Raw genomic sequence first — 18,625 nt, 5'->3', positions numbered from 1 at the left:
ATCGTATAACAAGTAGACGTAGGCTGGATGACAGTCCGCGTCAGGGCTCGATGTCGATAGGGGCAAAGGATTTCACCAGATCATCCAGCTGCTTGAGCTGCGTCAGGAAGGGTTCCAGCTTGTCCAGCGGCAACGCGCTGGGACCATCGCACTTGGCGTTCTTGGGATCGGGGTGCGCTTCCAGGAACAGGCCAGCCAGGCCGACCGCCATGCCGGCGCGCGCCAATTCGACAACCTGCTCACGACGGCCGCCCGATGCCGCATCAAGCGCCGAACGTTGCTGCAACGCATGCGTTACATCGAAAATCAGCGGGCGATTGCCCGTCACCTTCTTCATCACGCCGAAACCCAGCATGTCGACAACCAGATTGTCGTAGCCAAAGCTGGTGCCGCGGTCGCACAAGATCAATTTATCGTTGCCGGCCTCGGTGAATTTCTCGACGATGTTCAACATCTGGGTCGGGCTCAGGAACTGGGGCTTCTTGATGTTGACCACGCGCTGCGTTTGGGCCAGCGCCACCACCAGATCCGTTTGCCGTGCCAGGAAAGCCGGCAATTGCAGGATGTCGGCCACTTCGGCAACTGGCGCGGCCTGCCAGGGTTCATGCACATCGGTGATGACCGGCACGCCGAACTCTTTCTTGACCGCCTCGAAAATCTTCATTCCTTCTTCCAGCCCCGGGCCGCGATAGGAATGGATGGACGAGCGGTTGGCCTTGTCGAACGACGCCTTGAAGACGTAGGGAATACCCAGTTTGCGGGTCACGCGCTGGTATTCCTCGCCAGCGCGCAATGCCAGATCCAGGGATTCCAACACATTGATGCCGCCGAACAGCACAAAGGGGCGATCATTGGCGCAACGGATCGACGGGGAAATAACGACTTCAGGGGCGGTCATGATGGGTGAAATCCTGTAGAGATAAGGCAGATGACAGTGCGTAATGTACAACCTGCCCTGCCCGCTTTTCACCCCCCAGGCCCTTTTTCCCCCTGTTACCGGCTGCCCAGCATGCGGCGCAGCACGCCGTCGCGCAGCACATAGTGGTGGAACAGGGCCGCGAATGCGTGCAACAGGGCAAGAATGATGATGGTCCACGCCACCGTATCATGCAGCCCGCCGATGAAGCGGCGCTGCTCGTGGTCAATGGCGATCAGCGTGGGCACATCGAACAGGCCGAAGAAGGCGAAAGGCTCGCCTTGCGCCCAGCGGAACAGGAATCCCAGCACGATCTGCGTGGCCATCAACAGGTACAGCAACCCGTGTACGCCCGTACTGGCCACCCGGAGCAAGCCGCTGGATGCCGGCGGCAGGCGTCTGCCCCCAAAACAGCGCCAGACGACGCGCAGGACGAAAACAGCGGCAAACGTCAGGCCGAACGAAATATGCAGCGATTGGAGCAAGCGGCGAGTGGGCGTGCCGCGCGGCAGGAAACCCCAGATTTCTGCCAACGCGAACAGGCCCACGACCAACAGGACCGTCAACCAATGAAAGGTGATCGTGACACGGTCATAGCGTGCACGATCCGGTTGGGCGGCGGGGAAAGGGGACGTCGTCATCAGCAGGGCTCGTGGTCTGACCATGAACAGGCAAGCGTAAGGATTTCCAACTTACGGCGTCCTGAGCGCCCCGCGAGCGACACGCTGACGGATCAGGCGTTGCCCGTATCCGACGTCCAGCTGGCTGAATACGTCTGCGGCAACAGGCTGAGGCTGCCCACCAGCTTCTCCACCCGCTCGTCTTCCTGATGCGTGGTGTAGACGACGGCATGCACTTCCGAACGCCCGCCGTCACGTTGCTGGCTTTCGACGCCACGCAGGCGCAGATTGTGCTTGCCCAGTGCGTTCAGCAATTCGGCGCGCATCATGGCCTCGTCCGAGGACGAGCAAGTCAGCGCAATGTTGTAGTAGCGCTCTTCGGTCTCAGCCTCGGGGACATGGCGGTCCACCAACTTGGCGCCCCGGCGCAGCAGCATGTTCGTGATCAGGATCAAGCCCGTGACCACGCTGGCCTCAGCAAGGAAACCGTAGCCCGCCAATACGCCCACCGCTCCCGTGGCCCAGATGGTGGCTGCCGCGCTTAGCCCGCGAATGGTGAGGCCATCGCGCATGATCAGGCCAGCGCCCAGAAAGCCGATGCCCGTCACTACCTGGCTGCCCAGGCGCATGTCCGAGCCGGCGTCCAGCAAGGCAGGCAGCGAAGCGTAGGCCGCCGCCCCCAGCGAGACCAACGCATGTGTCACAACGCCCGCGTAATTCAGCCGCCACTGGCGTTCGACGCCCACGACGCCGCCCAGCAGCATGGCCAGCACCAGATTGATTGCAATGGAGAATTCACTCATGGATGACTATCCGTACTTCCTATTATTCTTAAATGCGTCCACCAGGAACAAGGGCTGACAGTCGGGCGGTATTATCGCCCGCCCATGCAACTCCCGGCTTTATCGCTGGACGCGAGGGGGTTCACTGGCCACAATGGTCCGTCGCTGGCCGGCCAACGCGCGGCCCGGCAGTTGAATCAAAGGTGGCACATGGGGTTTTTCGATTCTCTCTTTCGGCGCAAGCCCTCGCCGGACCAGTTCGCCAAGCTCTTCATCGCCGCAGCGCGGCGCGACGGCTTCGAGAACGCGCTGACCTACAAGGCCGATGAATTCCGGTTGCTGCTGGGTGAAGGGTCATTCTTCAATCTGCACAACGCCTATCACGCCTATTGCAACACGCGCGGCGCCGAACAAAAGCGCGCCTTGCGGGGTTTCTTGTCCGCGCTTGCCAGCAGCACGCAAAGCACGCCGCAACAAGCGTCCGTGGCCCGGCCGATGCTCAGGGCGGTCATTCGCGGCCGCAGCGCGCTGGAAGACGTGCGGCTGCACCACGTTCGCACCGAAGGCAACGACTCGGCCTTCCATCCCGCTTTCCATCCCTTCGGCGATGATTGCGTGGTGCTGCTGGCGTTGGATCACCCCGACGCCATTTCCACCCTGACCAATGGCCCCGAGGCCGCGTGGAATCTGACGTTTGACCAAGCGTTGGCCATCGCCATCGACAACCTGCGCAATGCGCCCGACCACTTTTCCGAACTTGCCCCGGGCGTCTATCGAGGTGACTGGGCGGACGGTTACGACATCAGCCGCGCCTTGCTGCCCGACATGCTTGAACGGGTGCCGGTGCGCGGCCGCCCGGTGTTCATGATGCCCACGCGCGACGTGCTGCTTGTCACCGGGGACAACGATGACCATGGCCTGGTCGCCATGGTGGAGTTCTGCTATCAGGCGCTGCAAAACGGCCGTGTGGTCAGCGCCCACATGTACCACTACGAAGACCGGCTGCCCACGCGCTACCAGCCCGTCAGCCCCGCATTGACGCACCGTCTGGCGCATCTGGCGCGCTTACTGGACAAGTCTGAATACGACGCGCAAAAAGAGGCGTTGGACCATATCCACGAAGAACAGGGCATGGATATCTTCGTGGCCAACTATAACCTCTTCACCCAGGACGACGACCCGGCCACCTCGTTCTCGCTGGCGTCATGGACGCGAGGCGTGGATACATCGCTACCCAAAGTGGACCGCCTGGCGCTGGTCCGCCCGGATGCGGAGGATGCTCTGGGCGAAGTCCGGGTTGTCTCGTGGGAACAGGCTGCACGCTTGCTGGCGCCCTTGCTGGCGCAAGAAGCCGGCTACCCCGTCAGATACCGCACGTTGGGGTTCCCTGAAGACACCCAACTCGCGCAATTGGACGAGGTACCCTAGGTTCTTGGACTAGCCGCGATCTGCCGCGGGATCGCTGATCATGCGATAGGCAATCGCGCCAATGATGGCCCCGGCAATCGGCGCGACCCAGAACAACCATAGCTGTTCCACCGCCCATCCACCCACGAACAGGGCCGGCCCGGTCGAACGCGCCGGATTCACCGACGTATTGGTGACCGGGATGCTGATCAGGTGGATCAGCGTCAAGGCCAACCCGATCGGAATCGCCGCAAACCCGGCGGGCGCCCGCTTGGACGTGGCGCCAAGGATCACGAACAAAAAGCCCGCCGTCATCACCACTTCCGTCAACAACGCGGATAACAGCGAGTACTTGCCGGGCGAATAAGCGCCGTAGCCGTTAGCCGCGAAATGGCTGCCTTTCAGATCGAAACCCAGCTTGCCGCTGGCAATGCACGCCAAGACAGCCGCCGCCACGATCGCGCCCAACACCTGCGCCACCACGTAGGGCACGATTTCCTTGGCGGGAAAGCGCCCGCCTGCCACCAACCCGATCGTGACCGCCGGGTTGAAATGCCCGCCAGAGATATGGCCCACCGCGAACGCCATCGTCAGAACCGTCAAGCCGAATGCCAACGCGACGCCCGCAAAACCAATCCCCAACTCCGGGAATCCGGCCGCCAGCACTGCGGCTCCGCACCCTCCCAGCACGAGCCAGAACGTACCAAAAAACTCTGCGCCGCAACGCTTTGAAAGCGAGAACATATCAACTCTCCGAATACGAAAAGCTCACGGTATCGCGCAGTCGCGATCACGACTTTAAAGAACTGAAAATCTTGACAGTTCTTGTTCTGGCGCCGGGCCGCGCGGGGCCTGTCGTGACGGTACGGCTCGCGGAGAGAGACGGGGATCGTGCAAATGGACGATGCTGAAAAGCCCCTGCATTTCGCGCTATTCTGATGACCGCCTTCGCGCGGAGCCCATCGGAACATGAACGCGACAACCTTTTTTCTTTATATGGTCGCGGTCAGCGCCGTGATGATCACCCCCGGCCCGTCGATGCTGCTGGCGCTGAACAATGGCGCCTGCCACGGCATGCGCGTGGCACGTTGCGGCATCGCCGGCGCGGCGTTGTCGGACCTGATTCTGATCGGCGCGGTGGGATGCGGACTGGGTGCGCTACTGCAAGCGTCCGAACAACTTTTCTTGATCGTCAAATGGGGCGGCGCAGCCTATCTGCTGTATCTGGCGTGGGCCATCTGGCGCACGCCCGCGCAAGCCTTGCGCGCGCACGCCGCGCAGGGTTCCGTCAGCGGACGCTCAGCATTCTTCAGAGCATTGGTGGTTGGGCTGTCGAACCCAAAGGGCGTTTTGTTCTTTTCGGCGTTCCTGCCGCAATTCATCCAGCCAGCCGCGCCCGTCGCCCAGCAATACCTGGTGCTGGCACTGACCAGTGCCGCCATTGACTGCGTGATGATGAGCCTCTACGCCATGGGCGGACGCCACGCCATGCGGACGTTTTCCGCCCGAGTGATGACGTGGGTCAACCGTGGCTGCGCCGGCATCCTTGCTGTGCTGGCGCTGGGCCTGACGCTATATCGGCGCAGCGATTTACGCTGACCCACGGATTTACGCTGATCCACGAATAGGGATCAGCCCTGCACAGGCGTGCAGAGTTCCACCAAGGTGCCATCGGGGCAACGCAGATAAGACACCACCTGCCCCCACGGCTTGGCCACCGGCGGGCTCAATTCCGTTGCCCCCAGCGAAACCGCCTGCGCATGGGCAGCGGCGACGTCATCCGTCACGAAAGCCAATTCCATGCCCAGGGGCTTGACCGAGGACGAGGCCTCGACGTGCCCGCCGCTGAAATTCATATCGCCCAGTTCGTGCGCGGCAAACGACAAGGTGGTTTCCCCGGTGTCGAGTTCGCCATAGGTTTGGGATTCATGCAGGAAGCGGCGTGAGAATCCAAAGGCACGTTCAAAGAACGTCAGGGATGCTGCGACGTCGGGCACATAGACGATGGTGTAGCCAAATTTCATGATTCGCCTTGCAGAAGGGAAACCGGGCGCGGGCCATGCCTGTATGCGCCCGATGGAACGGGAGATTGAATCATGAAACTGTATATATATCCAGTATATGAACATCTTACCCATAGGATAGTCAAATTATTTTTGACACGATGTCAACTCAACGCAGCATTGTCAAAGAAACATCCGAAGGCAAGAATCGCCAGATAAGCGCGATGCCGTCCGGGGCCCTCCCGCGCGGTGAAACGCGCAACTTCTGGAGACAAACCCATGACCGCGTACTCCCCGCGCCTGTCGCGCCGCCAGTGGTTCCAGCAAACGGCATGCGGCCTGGCCGCGCTGAATCTGCCCCAAGCCGTTTTCGCCCAAGACGCATGGCCATCCAGACCGGTGAAAATCGTCGTGCCCTACAACGCCGGAGGTGCCACCGACATCGTGGCCCGCCTGGTCGCCGAACGGCTGTCCGCGGCGGTTGGGCAACCGGTGCTGGTTGAGAACCGGGGCGGTGCTTCCGGCATCATGGGCACCGACGCCGTGGCCAAAGCACCGCCAGACGGCTATGCGCTGACGGTCTCGCTCAGTTCGTCGCTGCTATTGAACCAATTCCTGTACAAGAACCTGCCTTATGACACGTCCCGCGACCTGATCCTGATTTCGCAGATCGCCATGGCGCCGGTCACCCTTACCGTGCACCCCAGCGTGCCCGCCCGCAACGGCCCCGAACTGCTCGACTACGTGCGCCGCAACCCGGGCAAGCTGGCGTATGGCTCGTGGGGCGTCGGTTCCTATGCGCATTTGGGCGGCGCCTACCTGAGCGAAACGCAAAACGGCGACATGACGCACATTGCCTACAAGGGCGAATCGCCCATGCTGCAAGACCTGATCGGCGGACGAATCCAAATGGCTTTCGCCAGCGCACTGGGCGCCAAGCCCTATATCGACAACGGCAGGCTGGCGCTGATCGGCGTCACAGGCAAGCAGCGCATGCAAGTCCTGCCCGACGCCCCGACCCTGGCGGAGCAAGGCCTGGAGGACGACGCCTACCGCGTGGTCGGCTGGGTGGCGTTGGCAGCGCCCATTCAAACGCCGCAGCCCGTCGTGGCACGCCTGGCCGGCTTGATGCAGGCCATGACGCGCACGCAGGACATGCAAGAGCGCCTGAGCGCGATGGGCTTCATCGCACTGGGCAACACCCCCGAGGCATTCGCCTCGAACTATCGAGGCGAATACGCGGTGTGGCAGGAGCTGGTGCGGAAATCCGGCGCGCAGCTGGATTGAGTCAGACCTTCAGCTGACGGGGATCCAGGCTCCACAAGGCGTGGTCGCTGGTCGACACGCCCACCGCCCCGTGCTTCATGGCGATGCCGATATCCGTCTGATTGCAGACGAACCCCGACGCGACAATCGGCGGCAGGGCCTTCAGGTCCTGTTCCGCCATGTGCGTCAACATGGGCGCAGGCATCAGTTGGACCAGATTGGGGTCGCTCTGCTCCAGCGCCTTGACGCTGCGCGGCCAGGTCGAACGGTCGGTCACGAACACCTTCTGCATCGTGACCATACCCGCCCGATTGGCGCGCTGGATCGTAGCCACCCGGGTGGACACCAGGCTGGCGACGCCGATATCGGCCAGGTATTCGACCCCGCCCTTGTCTTGCGACAGGCCTTCGCAGCTATCTATGTTGACGATCGCGAACTTGCCCGCCCGGTTCAAGGCCGCGATCACGGGCGCCAACTTGCGCAGCTCGACGTTGGCGACGATGCCGATCTCGGCCACGCTGCCCACGAAGGTGTTGATCTGCTCAAGCCCGTACATCGTCGCAATGACCGGATGACGCGCCAGACATGCCCCGAATGACCTATCCATGGTTATCGATTTTCCTGACCATAAGAACGCTGATCGCTCAACCCCAGCTTGCCGGGATTAAGGATATTCTGCGGATCCAGCGTGCGCTTGATCGTGCGCAGCACCTCGAACGCGCTGCCCAGCGATTCCTGCATGTACGGCGCGCGCAACAGGCCCACTCCGTGGTGGTGGCTAAGCGCGGCATTATATTTAATCAGCACCGCGTTGGCGGCATCCCAGGCGGCGCGATACCACTGGGCACGCCGCTCGACCTCGACCTCACCGCGCAATGAAAAGTACAAGCAAGCGCCATCAACATAGGCATGGGATTGGTGTGCCGAACCGGCCAGCGTTCCGGGCACGGCATTGACCGCCGCCACCACTTCATCATAGATGGCGGGCAAATCGCTCCAGCGTCCGGCCATTTCCAGCGTGTCGGCCACGAAACCCGGGCTGCGCTTGAAGCCTTCGGCGCTCTTGCCAGTCAGGTAGCGCGTTTCAAGCCAGCGTTCAAAGACCGCGTCGCCATCCAGCTTTTCGCCCAGTTCCTCGCAGACGCCCTGGCTGATGTCCATCACCGCGTTCACGATCTGGCGCGCGCCCTCGTCGGCCACCAGCAGCACATTCAGATCCGGCCGGTTGAACTGCACCCCGCTTTCCAGTTCGTCATACAGCCGCAGTGCCGCCGGATTGGCGCCGCGCTGCATGATTTCGCGGCATGCCTCCAGGCCGATGGCGAATGTCTTGAAGCCATAGGCGATGGCTCGGCCATAGTCCGGCAGGCGATGCAGTTTCAAGCGCAGGCGCACAATCACGCCCAGCGTGCCCTCCGACCCGATGAAGACCTGTTGTAGATCGGACCCCACCGCCGCGCGCGAATAGCCGCCCACCGTGATCAGGCTGCCATCGGCCAGCACCACGTCCATGCCGAAGACCATGTCTTCAATCTTGCCGTAGCGCGTGGACAACTGGCCCGCCCCCCGGCAGGCCGCCCAACCGCCCACGGTGCTGATACCGAACGACGACGGCCAATGCCCCATCGTCAGTCCGTATTCGCCCTGTACCGTCTGCTCGAACACGTCGCCGAACATGCCGGCCTCGACGTCGACGATCTGGCTTTCGCGGTCCACACTGATCAGCTTGTTCAACTGGCACACGTCCAATACGATGCCGCCGCGCACGGGCAAGGCGGCGCCCGTGACGTTGCTGCGCCCGGCCGATACGGTGACGGGGATGGCATCCGCGTTGGCGATGCGCATGACCGCCTGCACTTGTGCCACCGTGGACACCTTGACGATCACCGCCTGCGGCGTGGCGGGCTTGCCGCCGGTTTCCGACACCATGGTGGCTGCCCACCAATCGCGCGTCCACGCCACGACATTGGCCGTATCGGTCAGCACATCGTCTGCCACATGGCGCAGGGCATCGATCTGCGCGTCGGACACGCGCACGGGATCGCGCTGCATGCCGGGTTCCGATCCTGTCGACGTCAAGCCGGCCGCATAGCTCGGCGGGGTATGTGCGCCCACGACATAGTTGCCACGGTTGTACCCGCGCTTGATGGCTTCTTTGCTGATCATTGTCTTTCTCCCAAGAGTATGGATTTTTCGTGCTTGATGGCAGCCAGGTAGTCACTGACCTGCTGCGCGATGATGGCGGGCGGCAATCCCAGCTCCGCCTGCAAAATCTGTCCCACGCGCGGAGCCGCGCGCGCCGAGGCGTCGCGCGCCATCAGGCGGGTGCGCATGCGGCGCGACAGCACGTCCTCGACGGTGCTCGCCAATTCATGGCGTATCGCGTACACGACTTCGGCTTCGGTGTAGGGCAAGCCGTCAACGACGGGCGCCAGCAACTCGGGCGACGCCTGCATCAGGTCGCTGACGAAACGCGCCTCGGTGCCGTAGCGTTCGCCCAGATGCGCGGACATGCCGCCCGAGGCCACGATGGCCTGCGGGTCGTAGCCCGCCGCGCCCAGCAGATAGGCCTTCTTGGTCTGGCAGGCGTTGCGCTGCCCCAGGACCTGCTGCGCGGCGTCGATGGTCTGCTCGGCCATGTGCCGGGACGTGGTGAGCTTGCCCCCCACGATCGTGACCAACCCGTCGTCGGCCACGCGGATTTCGTGATTGCGCTTGATCTCCAGTGTCTTGCCACCGGGCGGCGCCACCAGCGGCCGGCATCCCGCGATGCTGCCCACCACATCTTCGGCCCGCAGATCGGTTTTCAGCGCGGAGCGCGCGCCTTCCAGCAGGAAGTCCAGTTCTCGACGGGTGCAGTAGACGTCGTCCAGATCGCCTTCGTAATCTTCATCGGTCGTACCCAGGTAGGACACGTTGCCCCAGCGCGTGATGGTGGCGCGGCGGCTACGGCCGGGCACCGGTATGGTCACGGTGCAATCGTTGCGCACCTTCAGCCAAGGCACGGCCACATGCACCCCCTTGGCCGGGCGTACATGCAGCGTGGGCTGCTCGCCTTTCTTCGCCCCCGTCCAGTCGCGCAACCAGACGCCGGTCGCCATGACGACCACGCGGGCGCGGACGCGGATTTCCTGGTCGCCCGCCAAGACGATGGCGCCGTCCACCTTGCCATGCGCAGTGCGCGTCACCTCGATGGCCTTGGCGTGATTCACGACGGCAGCGCCATGAAAGGCCGCGGTGCGCGCCACCGCCAGCGTCAGCCGCGCGTCGTCCACGCGAGCGTCAAAGTACAGGAAGCCGCCCAGCAGGCCGTCTTCCTTGAACGTCGGGCAATGCGACAGGACTTCGGCCGCCGTCAGCTTCTGATGCAGGATGCCTTCGCGCCATCCGCCCGCCAGGTCGTAGGTCCACAGCAGGCTTTCAAAGGCTTTGGACAGGCGCTTGTCGAATACTCCGTCCCGCTCCAGGATCGGAAACAGGAACGGCAGGCGCTGCACCAGGTGCCGCGCATTGCGCCGCAACCGCTGACGCTCATGAAGGGAATGGCGCACCAAGCCCAGATTGCCCTGTTCGATGTAGCGCAATCCGCCATGCACCATCTTCGATGACTTTGACGACGTGCCCGACGCGAAATCATCTTTCTCGATCACGGCCACGCGGTAGCCGCGCAAGCTGGCGTCCAGCGCCGCATAGGCGCCCGTAATGCCGCCCCCCACGATGAGAATGTCAAACTGCTCACTGCCCAACCTGTCCAATTGCTCCTGCCGTATCAGGCGTAATGGCTCGGTGCTGGTCATGTCGGCCCGGTCTCTTCTGGGCTTTCTGGATAGCCACCCGATCATTTGTGCAATGCCTCCTCGTCGTTCTGCTTGAATTGCTTTACATGGCCCAGCTCCGACCCGACACGGGCGTGCCACAAGGCGCGGCGCCGGCCACGTTCGTCCGCGCTCACGGTGGGCTCGAACACGGCCTCGGCCGCGATGGTTTTCCTGGCTTCCTGCAACGACGGCCACAACAGGCCCGACGAGCCCGCCAGATACGCGATACCCCGCAAGCTGGCGCGATCCGCTTCCTCCATCCGGCGGATCGGGATGCCGATCAGGTCCGCCTGGATCTGTAGCAAGGGATCGCTACGCGACAGGCCGCCGCCCACCACCAGTTCGGATACCCGCACGCCAGATGCTTCCTCATCCGCTTCGATGCAACTGGCCACGGAATGCGCGATGCCTTCCAGAATGGCGTAAGCCACTTCGGCCTGCGTCGTGGCCATCGACACGCCGGTCAGCGAGGCGCGCGCGCCCGCCTCCATCCGCGGCACGCGCAACCCTGTCAACGCGGGCACGAACGTCACGCCCTGCGACGAGGCCACGGTCTGGGCCAGCGCGCTGATCTCATGCGCGTCCTGAAACCACTTCAGCTTTTCGCAGACCCAATTCAGCGCCGAACCGGTCGTCGCCACGAAGGTCTCGACCGCGAAGTGCGACACCCCGTTGTGGCGCCGGGCCGTCATCGTCAGCGATCCGTCGGACATGCCGGGATTCATGGGCGGTTCCGTGCCGACGATCAGGTCCACAAAGCTGCCCGTGCCATGCACGCACATCGCCTGCCCCCGGTCCAGGCACCCCAGCCCGATCGCGCCAGCGTGCTGGTCCCCCGCCGACGCCAGGATCGGCACATCGATGCCCAGCACCTCGGGCCGAGTCCGTCCAAAATCGTCCGCATCCTGACGCAACGCGGGCAATAGCTCGAACGGGAAACCCAGCGCTTCCACCCACTCCTGGTAATAGCGGTGATCGGCCAGCACATAGGCCCCGGCGGAGGTCGCGTTCGTGGGCGTGGTCACGCACTCGCGCCGCTGCGAAAAATGCCACAGCAGCCACGTGTCCACGGTGCCGAACGCCAGGCGCCGGTCTCGCCACGCCTGTGCCACTTCAGGCGTATCGCGCAGATGGCGAGCCGCCCACAGGTACAGCGACCGCACGCCGACGGGACGCCCCACCCGCTCGCGCAGCCGCGCATCCCAATCGGGTGCCAAGGTATCCAGCTCATCCACAAAACGGGTGTCCTGCCAGACCATCGCGGGCACCAGCGCACGCCCGGTCTGCGTGTCCCACAACACGGCCGTCGCACGCTGCGTGGCCAGGGCCAGCGCGACAATGTCCTGCCCTGCGCGCCGGGCCTGGGCGATGGTGCCGCGGCAAACTTCGATCGTCCTTTCCAGGATGTCATTGGCGTCCTGCTCCACCACGCCCGGCCTGGGCGATTCGACATGCAGCGTCTGGTATTCCAGGCAGGACACGTGGCCGTCGGCCGACACCGTGGCCGCCCGGGTCCCGGACGTGCCTTCGTCTATGGCCAGAATCACGGAATTTTTTGTCATCGAGCAGCCTTCCCTATGGCGGGATTCAGCGCAGCCAGCGCATCATCACTCTTGAATTGCGGAGCGCCCGCCTCGGTATCGGGGTTGATGGTGGTGCGGGTGGGGTCCCACTTGATCACGAAGCAGATGATGCTGGCGACAAGCGGCACCACCGACAAGATCAGGAAGGTATTTTCCAAACCGTAGTTCTCACGGAAGATCGGAAACACCAGCAGGCCGATCGCCGCGCCCGTCGAACCCAGCGCGCCGATGATGCCGTTGGCGCCGGCCCGCAATTCGCTGCGGAACGACAGCGACGACAGGCTCTTGCCATTGGCGCCTGGACCGCCCGAGTGGAACAGGATGAACAGCGACGGCACCACCACAGCCAGCCACAACGGCATCTTGCCGTGGAACGTACCCAGGATCAGCAGCATCAGGAACACCGCCGCGAAGCCGAAGGCCGATGCGCGCCGCAAGCCCAGCTTGCGGCCGATATACGGCGACAAGAAGCCGCCGAATATGCCGAACACGTTGAACACCAGCGCCCCGATCGTGGCGTAGATAAAGTCCTTGCCGAACAGCGCGGCGCTGATCAGCGGCAGGTACCAGCCCACGGCGAAGTACTGGATCGCCTGCCCGATCTGCACGGTGGCCGCCAGAATCGTGCGAGGCAGATACACACCGCGGAAAATCAGCAAGACGTTGGCAAGGCCCCGCTTGGCCATGTTCGTCACCGGCAAACGCTCATTCAACGGTGCGGCGACGAAGGGTTGCCCGTAGATCCGGGTCATGGCCTGCGCCGCCTGCTCGACGCGCTCCTTGCGCGCCAGCCAGATCGGGCTTTCCACCATGTAGCTCAGTTGCAGCACCAGGATGACGACGGCAAAGATGGCCGTGGCCGCCACCGAGTAGCGCCAGATGGAGTCGCCCACATCCCAGGAGAAGAACAGCATCGCCAGCAGCAGGTTCGTGCACACCGCCGTGTACCACATGCCCTGCCAGGTATTCAGGCGGCTCTTGAACTTGACGGGTGTGAACTCGGCCAGCACCGCCATCGCAATGGCGAAGTCGATGCCATAGGCCGCACCGACAAAGAAGCGCCCCGCCAAAATGACTTCAAAGCTGGGCGCGAACATCACCAGCACCGCACCGATGACCGCCAGGAACTTGGCGATGATCAGAGGCCGGATGCGGCCCCAGCGGTCGGCCATCCATCCGCCAATGGGATTGAAAGCGATGGCCACCCAGGCGGCAAACGACGTCATCAACGCCACCTGCCCCGCCTTCAGGCCAAGGTCGCGCGTCATGGGGCCCAAGCCGGCGCTTAAAGCGGAGTTCGCGAATGCGTCCAGAAATAGCCCGCCCAGCGCCAGCCACCAAATCAGGCCAGCCCGGCCAGCGATGCCGGGGCGTGAATCGATAAAAGCGATGACATCTTCGATGCCACGTATTTTCACGGTCGATGATTGCACAGTCGTCTCCTCTTGGAATTATTTCTGTAAGAGGTCGACGCAAACTGCACGCGATAAAAGACCACCCTACAGATGGTCTTTTATCTAAATCTGTGCGGTGACTTTATGGGTTGCGCGAAGACGTGTCAAGCCGCTGGAGCATCAGGACAAACCCTGTTTCCTCCCAATTTTCACGCCCCCAAAAAAAGTATCCAAAGCCACATAAAAGTATATGGAAAACATGATTCTTATACTTTTTTCTCTTTATTTTTCAATGACTTGCAATAACCCTACAAACTGGCAAACTACGGCCGCACCTGCATCCAGTGCCAGGGCATTTCACAAAAACAATCCACGTTGGCGGCGCTGCATTGATGCGCGCCGCGCACGTGTTCGTCATCAAAACCCGCAAAGAGGCGATCACCCGATCACACAACCCGCTTGAAAAGGAATTCACATGCGATTAATCACCGATCAAGAACTCAGCAACATGTCGACCGAAAACAAGCGTCGCCGCCATCAGGAGCTGGACAAGAAACTATCGGTGGCCGCCGACCGGGGCTGGGCTTGCGCGCACCGCATTGAAGCCAGCCGGGCAAAGGTGCATGCCGCGATCGTGATGGACGTGCAACTGGGCCGCGACGTCGAACCCAGGACCGAAAAGCGGCGCGACCGCATCAAGATCAAGAACTGACCGAGGCCGGCCTGAGCGGAATCAAGGCTTGTACCGGTCAGAAGGTTCTGGATAAATTCCATGTAGCCCGACAACACGGAAAGCCAGCCCATGACGATTGTTGTACATACCCCAAACGCCAAAGGCCTCTGGATGACGATCCAGAACGATCTGAAGCGCACCGATGACGCCTCCGCAAGAGGCGTCAGCGCCTGGCGCAAGGACGACACCGGTCGCGCGGTCAAGATCTACCACGCGCCACCTGCGGGCGGCCTGGACGAACGGGCGTATTTCGTGGGCACCGTGCGCACCGGCCAGTTGCTGCTGCTGGATCTGCTGCCGGGCAGCGAACCGCTGAACTGGACCCGCTTCGGACTGCTGCATGGCCACCTGGTGGGCATGCTGATGACGGAATATGAAAGCGACATCATGTCGCTGAACGTATTCCCGAACCGCCCGGCGCCGGAGACGGAAGGCGGTTGATCTGGTCAGCCTGGTTTGCCTGGTCAGCCTGGTTTGCCTGATTAACCAGGGCCGGATCTGACGGAGGGTGAATCCGACGACAATGCTGGCAGCCCAAGAGAAAAAGCCCCTTGGCACGGGTGCCAAGGGGCTTTTGGTACTACTGCAAGGGTTCCGAAGGCACAATCATGAAGGGGCAAATCCAATCTGCCATGCATTTGCCATGCATCTGCCATGCATTTGCCATGCATTTGCCACTCATTTACTGCTCTCGGCCCCTAAATAGGGTGGTGCGAAGGAGGGGACTCGAACCCCTACACCTGTTACGGCGTCAGGACCTAAACCTGGTGCGTCTACCAATTTCGCCACCTTCGCTAAAGGTCAAGCCCGCTATTGTAGCTTGCTTGTTAAAATCTTGCGTCATGAATCCGCGCCTCGATGCTTTACACCCCTATCCGTTCGAAAAACTGCGGGCGTTGCTGGCCTCGGCCAGCGCCCAGCCGGACGGCCTGACGCCTATCAATTTGTCGATTGGCGAGCCCAAGCACGCCGCGCCGGAGCGCGTCGCGCAGGCGATCCGCGACCATCTGGGCGGACTGTCCGTGTACCCGTCCACGAAGGGCGACCCGGCGCTGCGCCAGGCGATCTCGGGCTGGCTGGCACGCCGCTACAGCATCCCTGCCCCTGATGCGGACACGCAGGTGCTGCCAGCGCTGGGGTCGCGTGAAGCCTTGTTCGCCTTCACGCAGACGGTGATCGACCCGTCGGCAGGCGCGATAGTCATCTGCCCCAACCCGTTCTACCAAATCTACGAAGGCGCCACCCTGCTGGCCGGGGCCACGCCCTACTACGTCAACGCCGATCCGTTGCGCAACTTTTCCAGTGACTGGAATCAGGTGCCGGATGCGGTCTGGAAGAAGACCCGGCTGGTATTCGTGTGTTCGCCGGGGAATCCGGCGGGCAACGTCATGTCGCTGGACGAATGGGAAACGCTGTTCGAGCTTTCCGATCGTCATGGTTTTGTCATTGCGTCGGACGAGTGCTATTCCGAAATCTACCTGGACGAAGGCAACCCGCCGCTGGGCAGCTTGCAGGCGGCGCGGCGGCTGGGGCGCGACGACTACCGCAACCTGGTGGCGTTCTCCAGCCTGTCCAAGCGGTCCAATGTGCCTGGCCTGCGTTCGGGCTTTGTGGCGGGTGACGCGGCGCTGATTGGCCGCTTCCTGCTGTATCGCACGTATCATGGCAGTGCGATGAGCCCGCTGGTTTCAGCGGCCAGCGTCGCGGCCTGGACGGACGAGGCGCATGTGAAGGACAACCGGCGCCTGTACCGCGAGAAATTCGATGCGGTCGTGCCCATTCTGGAAAAAGTGCTGGATGTGTCACGCCCGCAAGCCTCTTTCTACCTCTGGGCGGCCACGCCTGGGGCGGATACGGCCTTCGTGCGCGACCTTTACGGCCGCACCGGTGTTACCGTTCTGCCGGGCAGTTATCTGGCGCGGGAAGCACATGGCGTGAATCCCGGCCACGGCCGCATCCGTATTGCGTTGGTGGCGCCCTTGGCTGACTGCGTGCAGGCAGCCGAGCGCATCGCCCATTTTGTACATACTTCTGTTTGATCAACCTTTAAAAGCTGAGCCGCTATGACTCTCGACTTGCAGACCACCATCGAAAAAGCCTGGGACGACCGGGCCAACCTGTCGCCCGCCGACGCCAGCGCCGAAGTGCGCGAAGCGGTGGAGCACACCATCGACGGCCTGGATCTGGGCCGCTTGCGCGTGGCCGAGAAAATCAATGACGACTGGGTCGTTCACCAGTGGATCAAGAAGGCCGTGCTGCTGTCGTTCCGCCTGAGCGAAAACGCCATCATGGGCCAGGCGCCGCTACAGTTCTACGACAAGGTGCCGCTCAAGTTCTCGGAGTACGGCGACAACGCCTTCAAGCAAGGCGGCTACCGCGTGGTGCCGCCCGCTGTCGCCCGCCGTGGCGCCTTCATCGGCCGCAACGTGGTGCTGATGCCCTCCTACGTGAACATCGGCGCCTACGTCGACGAAGGCACGATGGTTGACACCTGGGCCACCGTCGGTTCGTGCGCCCAGATCGGCAAGAACGTCCACCTGTCGGGTGGCGTGGGCATTGGCGGCGTGCTGGAACCGCTGCAAGCCAACCCCACCATCATCGAAGACAACTGCTTCATCGGCGCCCGTTCGGAAGTGGTGGAAGGCGTGGTCGTGGAAGAGAACTCCGTGCTGGCCATGGGCGTGTTCCTGTCGCAAAGCACCAAGATTTTTGACCGTGCCACCGGCAAGATCACCTACGGCCGCGTGCCCTCGGGTTCGGTCGTGGTTCCGGGTTCGCTGCCGTCGGCCGATGGCTCGCACAGCCTGGCTTGCGCCGTCATCGTCAAGCGGGTCGACGCCCAAACGCGCGCCAAGACCAGCATCAATGATCTGCTGAGGGCCTGATGAGCAGCACGACCGCACAGCCGCCCGAAGGGCGTGCCCCCTCCCTTGGGGAGGCTGCCGCAACGCGGCAGCAGGGCCAACCATCCGGTGCCGTACTGGATCTGGTCAAGGACCTGATCGCCCGCCCGTCGGTCACGCCGGCGGATGAAGACTGCCAGGCGGCGCTTGCCGCCCGGCTGGAACGCATCGGCTTCACGTGCGAGACCATCGCACAGGGCGGCGTCACCAATCTGTGGGCGCGACGCGGAAGCACCGCGCCGCTGACCGTGTTTGCCGGTCACACCGACGTGGTTCCTCCGGGTCCGCGCGAGAAGTGGGAAAGCGACCCGTTCGTGCCCACCGAACGCGACGGCTGGCTGTACGGCCGTGGTGCGGCCGACATGAAGAGCTCGATCGCCGCCTTCGTGGTGGCGGCCGAGGAATTCGTGGCGGCCCATCCGCAACATGAAGGCTCGATTGCCCTGCTGATCACATCCGACGAGGAAGGCCCGTCCATCGACGGCACCGCCATCGTCTGCGACGCGCTGAAGGCGCGCGGCGAACAGTTGGACTACTGCATCGTGGGCGAACCGACCTCCGGTGATGTGCTGGGCGACACCTGCAAGAACGGCCGCCGTGGCTCCCTGTCGGGCAAGTTGACGGTCAAGGGCATCCAAGGCCACGTGGCCTACCCGCACCTGGCGCGCAACCCGGTGCATCAGCTGTCCCCGGCGCTGGCGGAAATCGTCGGCATCGAATGGGATCAGGGCAACGAGTACTTCCCGCCCACGACGTTCCAGGTGTCGAACCTGAACTCGGGCACCGGTGCCACCAACGTGGTCCCGGGCGAAGCCGTGGCGCTGTTCAACTTCCGTTTCTCGACGGCCAGCACGCCGGAAAGCCTGAAGACCCGCGTGCATGCGGTGCTGGACAAGCACGGCCTGGAATATGACCTGGATTGGGAGTTGGGCGGCGAGCCTTTCCTGACGCCGCGCGGATCCTTGACCGATGCGCTGGTGCAGGCGATTCACGCCGAAACCGGCGTCACCGCCGAACTGTCCACCACTGGTGGCACGTCCGACGGCCGCTTCATCGCCAAGATCTGTCCGCAGGTGATCGAGTTTGGTCCCGGCAACGCCACGATCCACAAGGTCAACGAGCGCGTTGAAGTGGCCTCGCTGGACCCGCTGAAGAACATTTATCGGCGCACGCTGGAAAACCTTCTGGTGCCCAAGTAAG

Annotated in this window: 18 protein-coding genes and 1 tRNA gene; 8 read left to right on the top strand and 11 right to left on the bottom strand. The window is 62.9% G+C overall.

All coding sequences use genetic code 11. The features are described from left to right. Positions 1-40: 40 nt before the first annotated feature. The 3 genes from kdsA to HV753_RS10695 form a co-directional block, all read right to left on the bottom strand. A complete protein-coding gene (gene kdsA / locus HV753_RS10705; protein WP_175174418.1) occupies positions 41-898 on the bottom strand; it encodes a 3-deoxy-8-phosphooctulonate synthase in 858 nt (285 codons plus the stop codon). A 95-nt stretch (positions 899-993) separates the two neighbouring features. Then, positions 994-1,557, bottom strand: a complete 564-nt coding sequence (locus tag HV753_RS10700; RefSeq protein ID WP_175174417.1) for a cytochrome b — start codon at positions 1,555-1,557, stop codon at positions 994-996. A 92-nt stretch (positions 1,558-1,649) separates the two neighbouring features. Further along, on the bottom strand, positions 1,650-2,339 hold the full coding sequence (locus HV753_RS10695; protein ID WP_175174416.1) for an MgtC/SapB family protein: 690 nt from the start codon (positions 2,337-2,339) through the stop codon (positions 1,650-1,652). Between the two features lie 189 nt (positions 2,340-2,528). Between HV753_RS10695 and HV753_RS10690 the strand changes: the two genes are divergently transcribed. Continuing rightward, on the top strand, positions 2,529-3,746 hold the full coding sequence (locus HV753_RS10690; RefSeq protein WP_175174415.1) for a DUF1444 domain-containing protein: 1,218 nt from the start codon (positions 2,529-2,531) through the stop codon (positions 3,744-3,746). A 9-nt stretch (positions 3,747-3,755) separates the two neighbouring features. On the opposite strand, the gene aqpZ is transcribed toward HV753_RS10690, so the two are convergent. Next, a complete protein-coding gene (gene aqpZ, locus HV753_RS10685; RefSeq protein ID WP_175174414.1) occupies positions 3,756-4,469 on the bottom strand; it encodes an aquaporin Z in 714 nt (237 codons plus the stop codon). Between the two features lie 225 nt (positions 4,470-4,694). Here aqpZ and HV753_RS10680 point away from each other — a divergent pair, with 225 nt between their 5' ends. Next, entirely contained in the window at positions 4,695-5,324 is a 630-nt protein-coding gene (locus HV753_RS10680) for a LysE family translocator (RefSeq protein WP_175174413.1), read from the top strand. A 32-nt stretch (positions 5,325-5,356) separates the two neighbouring features. Here the strand turns inward: HV753_RS10680 and HV753_RS10675 are convergent, their stop codons facing one another. Continuing rightward, complete coding sequence (locus HV753_RS10675; RefSeq protein WP_175174412.1) at positions 5,357-5,749, bottom strand: VOC family protein; 393 nt, start codon at positions 5,747-5,749, stop codon at positions 5,357-5,359. Between the two features lie 258 nt (positions 5,750-6,007). On the opposite strand from HV753_RS10675, the gene HV753_RS10670 reads away from it, so the two are divergent. Further along, positions 6,008-7,015, top strand: coding sequence for a Bug family tripartite tricarboxylate transporter substrate binding protein (locus HV753_RS10670; RefSeq protein WP_175174411.1), 1,008 nt, complete (start codon positions 6,008-6,010; stop codon positions 7,013-7,015). Position 7,016: 1 nt separating this feature from the next. Here the strand turns inward: HV753_RS10670 and HV753_RS10665 are convergent, their stop codons facing one another. Genes HV753_RS10665 through HV753_RS10645 form a run of 5 tightly spaced genes read right to left on the bottom strand, consistent with a single transcriptional unit; the run spans position 7,017 to position 13,828 of the window. Next, positions 7,017-7,601 (bottom strand): glycerol-3-phosphate responsive antiterminator, encoded by a 585-nt coding sequence (locus tag HV753_RS10665; protein ID WP_175174410.1) that lies wholly within the window; start codon positions 7,599-7,601, stop codon positions 7,017-7,019. A gap of 2 nt (positions 7,602-7,603) precedes the next feature. Continuing rightward, complete coding sequence (locus tag HV753_RS10660; RefSeq protein WP_175174409.1) at positions 7,604-9,160, bottom strand: FAD-binding oxidoreductase; 1,557 nt, start codon at positions 9,158-9,160, stop codon at positions 7,604-7,606. Next, positions 9,157-10,836 carry a glycerol-3-phosphate dehydrogenase/oxidase gene (locus HV753_RS10655; RefSeq protein WP_175174408.1) on the bottom strand — a complete coding sequence of 560 codons (1,680 nt, stop codon included), beginning with the start codon at positions 10,834-10,836 and terminating at the stop codon, positions 9,157-9,159. The genes HV753_RS10660 and HV753_RS10655 overlap by 4 nt, the downstream gene beginning before the upstream one ends. After that, positions 10,833-12,374, bottom strand: a complete 1,542-nt coding sequence (locus HV753_RS10650) for an FGGY family carbohydrate kinase (protein ID WP_175174407.1) — start codon at positions 12,372-12,374, stop codon at positions 10,833-10,835. Before HV753_RS10650 ends, HV753_RS10655 begins: the two co-directional genes overlap by 4 nt. Further along, positions 12,371-13,828, bottom strand: coding sequence for an MFS transporter (locus HV753_RS10645; protein WP_175174406.1), 1,458 nt, complete (start codon positions 13,826-13,828; stop codon positions 12,371-12,373). The genes HV753_RS10650 and HV753_RS10645 overlap by 4 nt, the downstream gene beginning before the upstream one ends. 436 nt (positions 13,829-14,264) lie before the next feature. On the opposite strand from HV753_RS10645, the gene HV753_RS10640 reads away from it, so the two are divergent. Both HV753_RS10640 and HV753_RS10635 read left to right on the top strand, forming a co-directional pair. Beyond that, positions 14,265-14,501: a toluene tolerance protein gene (locus HV753_RS10640; protein ID WP_175174405.1), complete on the top strand. Its 237-nt coding sequence runs from the start codon at positions 14,265-14,267 to the stop codon at positions 14,499-14,501. Positions 14,502-14,591: 90 nt separating this feature from the next. Beyond that, positions 14,592-14,963, top strand: a complete 372-nt coding sequence (locus HV753_RS10635) for a hypothetical protein (protein ID WP_175174404.1) — start codon at positions 14,592-14,594, stop codon at positions 14,961-14,963. 267 nt (positions 14,964-15,230) lie between these two features. Here the strand turns inward: HV753_RS10635 and HV753_RS10630 are convergent. Then, a tRNA-Leu gene (locus HV753_RS10630) sits at positions 15,231-15,317 on the bottom strand. 47 nt (positions 15,318-15,364) lie between these two features. Between HV753_RS10630 and dapC the strand changes: the two genes are divergently transcribed. From dapC to dapE, 3 genes are read left to right on the top strand one after another with little or no spacing between them, the layout of a single operon-like run. After that, complete coding sequence (gene dapC, locus HV753_RS10625; protein WP_175174403.1) at positions 15,365-16,561, top strand: succinyldiaminopimelate transaminase; 1,197 nt, start codon at positions 15,365-15,367, stop codon at positions 16,559-16,561. A 24-nt stretch (positions 16,562-16,585) separates the two neighbouring features. Next, positions 16,586-17,407 (top strand): 2,3,4,5-tetrahydropyridine-2,6-dicarboxylate N-succinyltransferase, encoded by an 822-nt coding sequence (gene dapD / locus HV753_RS10620; protein ID WP_006227943.1) that lies wholly within the window; start codon positions 16,586-16,588, stop codon positions 17,405-17,407. Further along, the gene (gene dapE / locus HV753_RS10615) at positions 17,407-18,624 is read left to right on the top strand and encodes a succinyl-diaminopimelate desuccinylase (protein WP_246288223.1); all 1,218 of its coding nucleotides are present in this window, start codon (positions 17,407-17,409) and stop codon (positions 18,622-18,624) included. The genes dapD and dapE overlap by 1 nt, the downstream gene beginning before the upstream one ends. Position 18,625 lies beyond the last annotated feature (1 nt).

The sequence above is a fragment of the Achromobacter pestifer genome (genome assembly GCF_902859625.1).
Lineage (GTDB): Bacteria > Pseudomonadota > Gammaproteobacteria > Burkholderiales > Burkholderiaceae_B > Achromobacter > Achromobacter pestifer.
Note: the sequence above shows the minus strand (reverse complement) of the source record. Positions and strands in the feature narration are given on the sequence as shown.

What these genes read in the sequence shown, in the direction of transcription:
- kdsA (WP_175174418.1), bottom strand. Translation starts at nt 898, where the DNA reads ATGACCGCCCCTGAAGTCGTTATTTCCCCGTCGATCCGTTGCGCCAAT.
- HV753_RS10700 (WP_175174417.1), bottom strand. Translation starts at nt 1,557, where the DNA reads ATGACGACGTCCCCTTTCCCCGCCGCCCAACCGGATCGTGCACGCTAT.
- HV753_RS10695 (WP_175174416.1), bottom strand. Translation starts at nt 2,339, where the DNA reads ATGAGTGAATTCTCCATTGCAATCAATCTGGTGCTGGCCATGCTGCTG.
- HV753_RS10690 (WP_175174415.1), top strand. Translation starts at nt 2,529, where the DNA reads ATGGGGTTTTTCGATTCTCTCTTTCGGCGCAAGCCCTCGCCGGACCAG.
- aqpZ (WP_175174414.1), bottom strand. Translation starts at nt 4,469, where the DNA reads ATGTTCTCGCTTTCAAAGCGTTGCGGCGCAGAGTTTTTTGGTACGTTC.
- HV753_RS10680 (WP_175174413.1), top strand. Translation starts at nt 4,695, where the DNA reads ATGAACGCGACAACCTTTTTTCTTTATATGGTCGCGGTCAGCGCCGTG.
- HV753_RS10675 (WP_175174412.1), bottom strand. Translation starts at nt 5,749, where the DNA reads ATGAAATTTGGCTACACCATCGTCTATGTGCCCGACGTCGCAGCATCC.
- HV753_RS10670 (WP_175174411.1), top strand. Translation starts at nt 6,008, where the DNA reads ATGACCGCGTACTCCCCGCGCCTGTCGCGCCGCCAGTGGTTCCAGCAA.
- HV753_RS10665 (WP_175174410.1), bottom strand. Translation starts at nt 7,601, where the DNA reads ATGGATAGGTCATTCGGGGCATGTCTGGCGCGTCATCCGGTCATTGCG.
- HV753_RS10660 (WP_175174409.1), bottom strand. Translation starts at nt 9,160, where the DNA reads ATGATCAGCAAAGAAGCCATCAAGCGCGGGTACAACCGTGGCAACTAT.
- HV753_RS10655 (WP_175174408.1), bottom strand. Translation starts at nt 10,836, where the DNA reads ATGATCGGGTGGCTATCCAGAAAGCCCAGAAGAGACCGGGCCGACATG.
- HV753_RS10650 (WP_175174407.1), bottom strand. Translation starts at nt 12,374, where the DNA reads ATGACAAAAAATTCCGTGATTCTGGCCATAGACGAAGGCACGTCCGGG.
- HV753_RS10640 (WP_175174405.1), top strand. Translation starts at nt 14,265, where the DNA reads ATGCGATTAATCACCGATCAAGAACTCAGCAACATGTCGACCGAAAAC.
- HV753_RS10635 (WP_175174404.1), top strand. Translation starts at nt 14,592, where the DNA reads ATGACGATTGTTGTACATACCCCAAACGCCAAAGGCCTCTGGATGACG.
- dapC (WP_175174403.1), top strand. Translation starts at nt 15,365, where the DNA reads ATGAATCCGCGCCTCGATGCTTTACACCCCTATCCGTTCGAAAAACTG.
- dapD (WP_006227943.1), top strand. Translation starts at nt 16,586, where the DNA reads ATGACTCTCGACTTGCAGACCACCATCGAAAAAGCCTGGGACGACCGG.
- dapE (WP_246288223.1), top strand. Translation starts at nt 17,407, where the DNA reads ATGAGCAGCACGACCGCACAGCCGCCCGAAGGGCGTGCCCCCTCCCTT.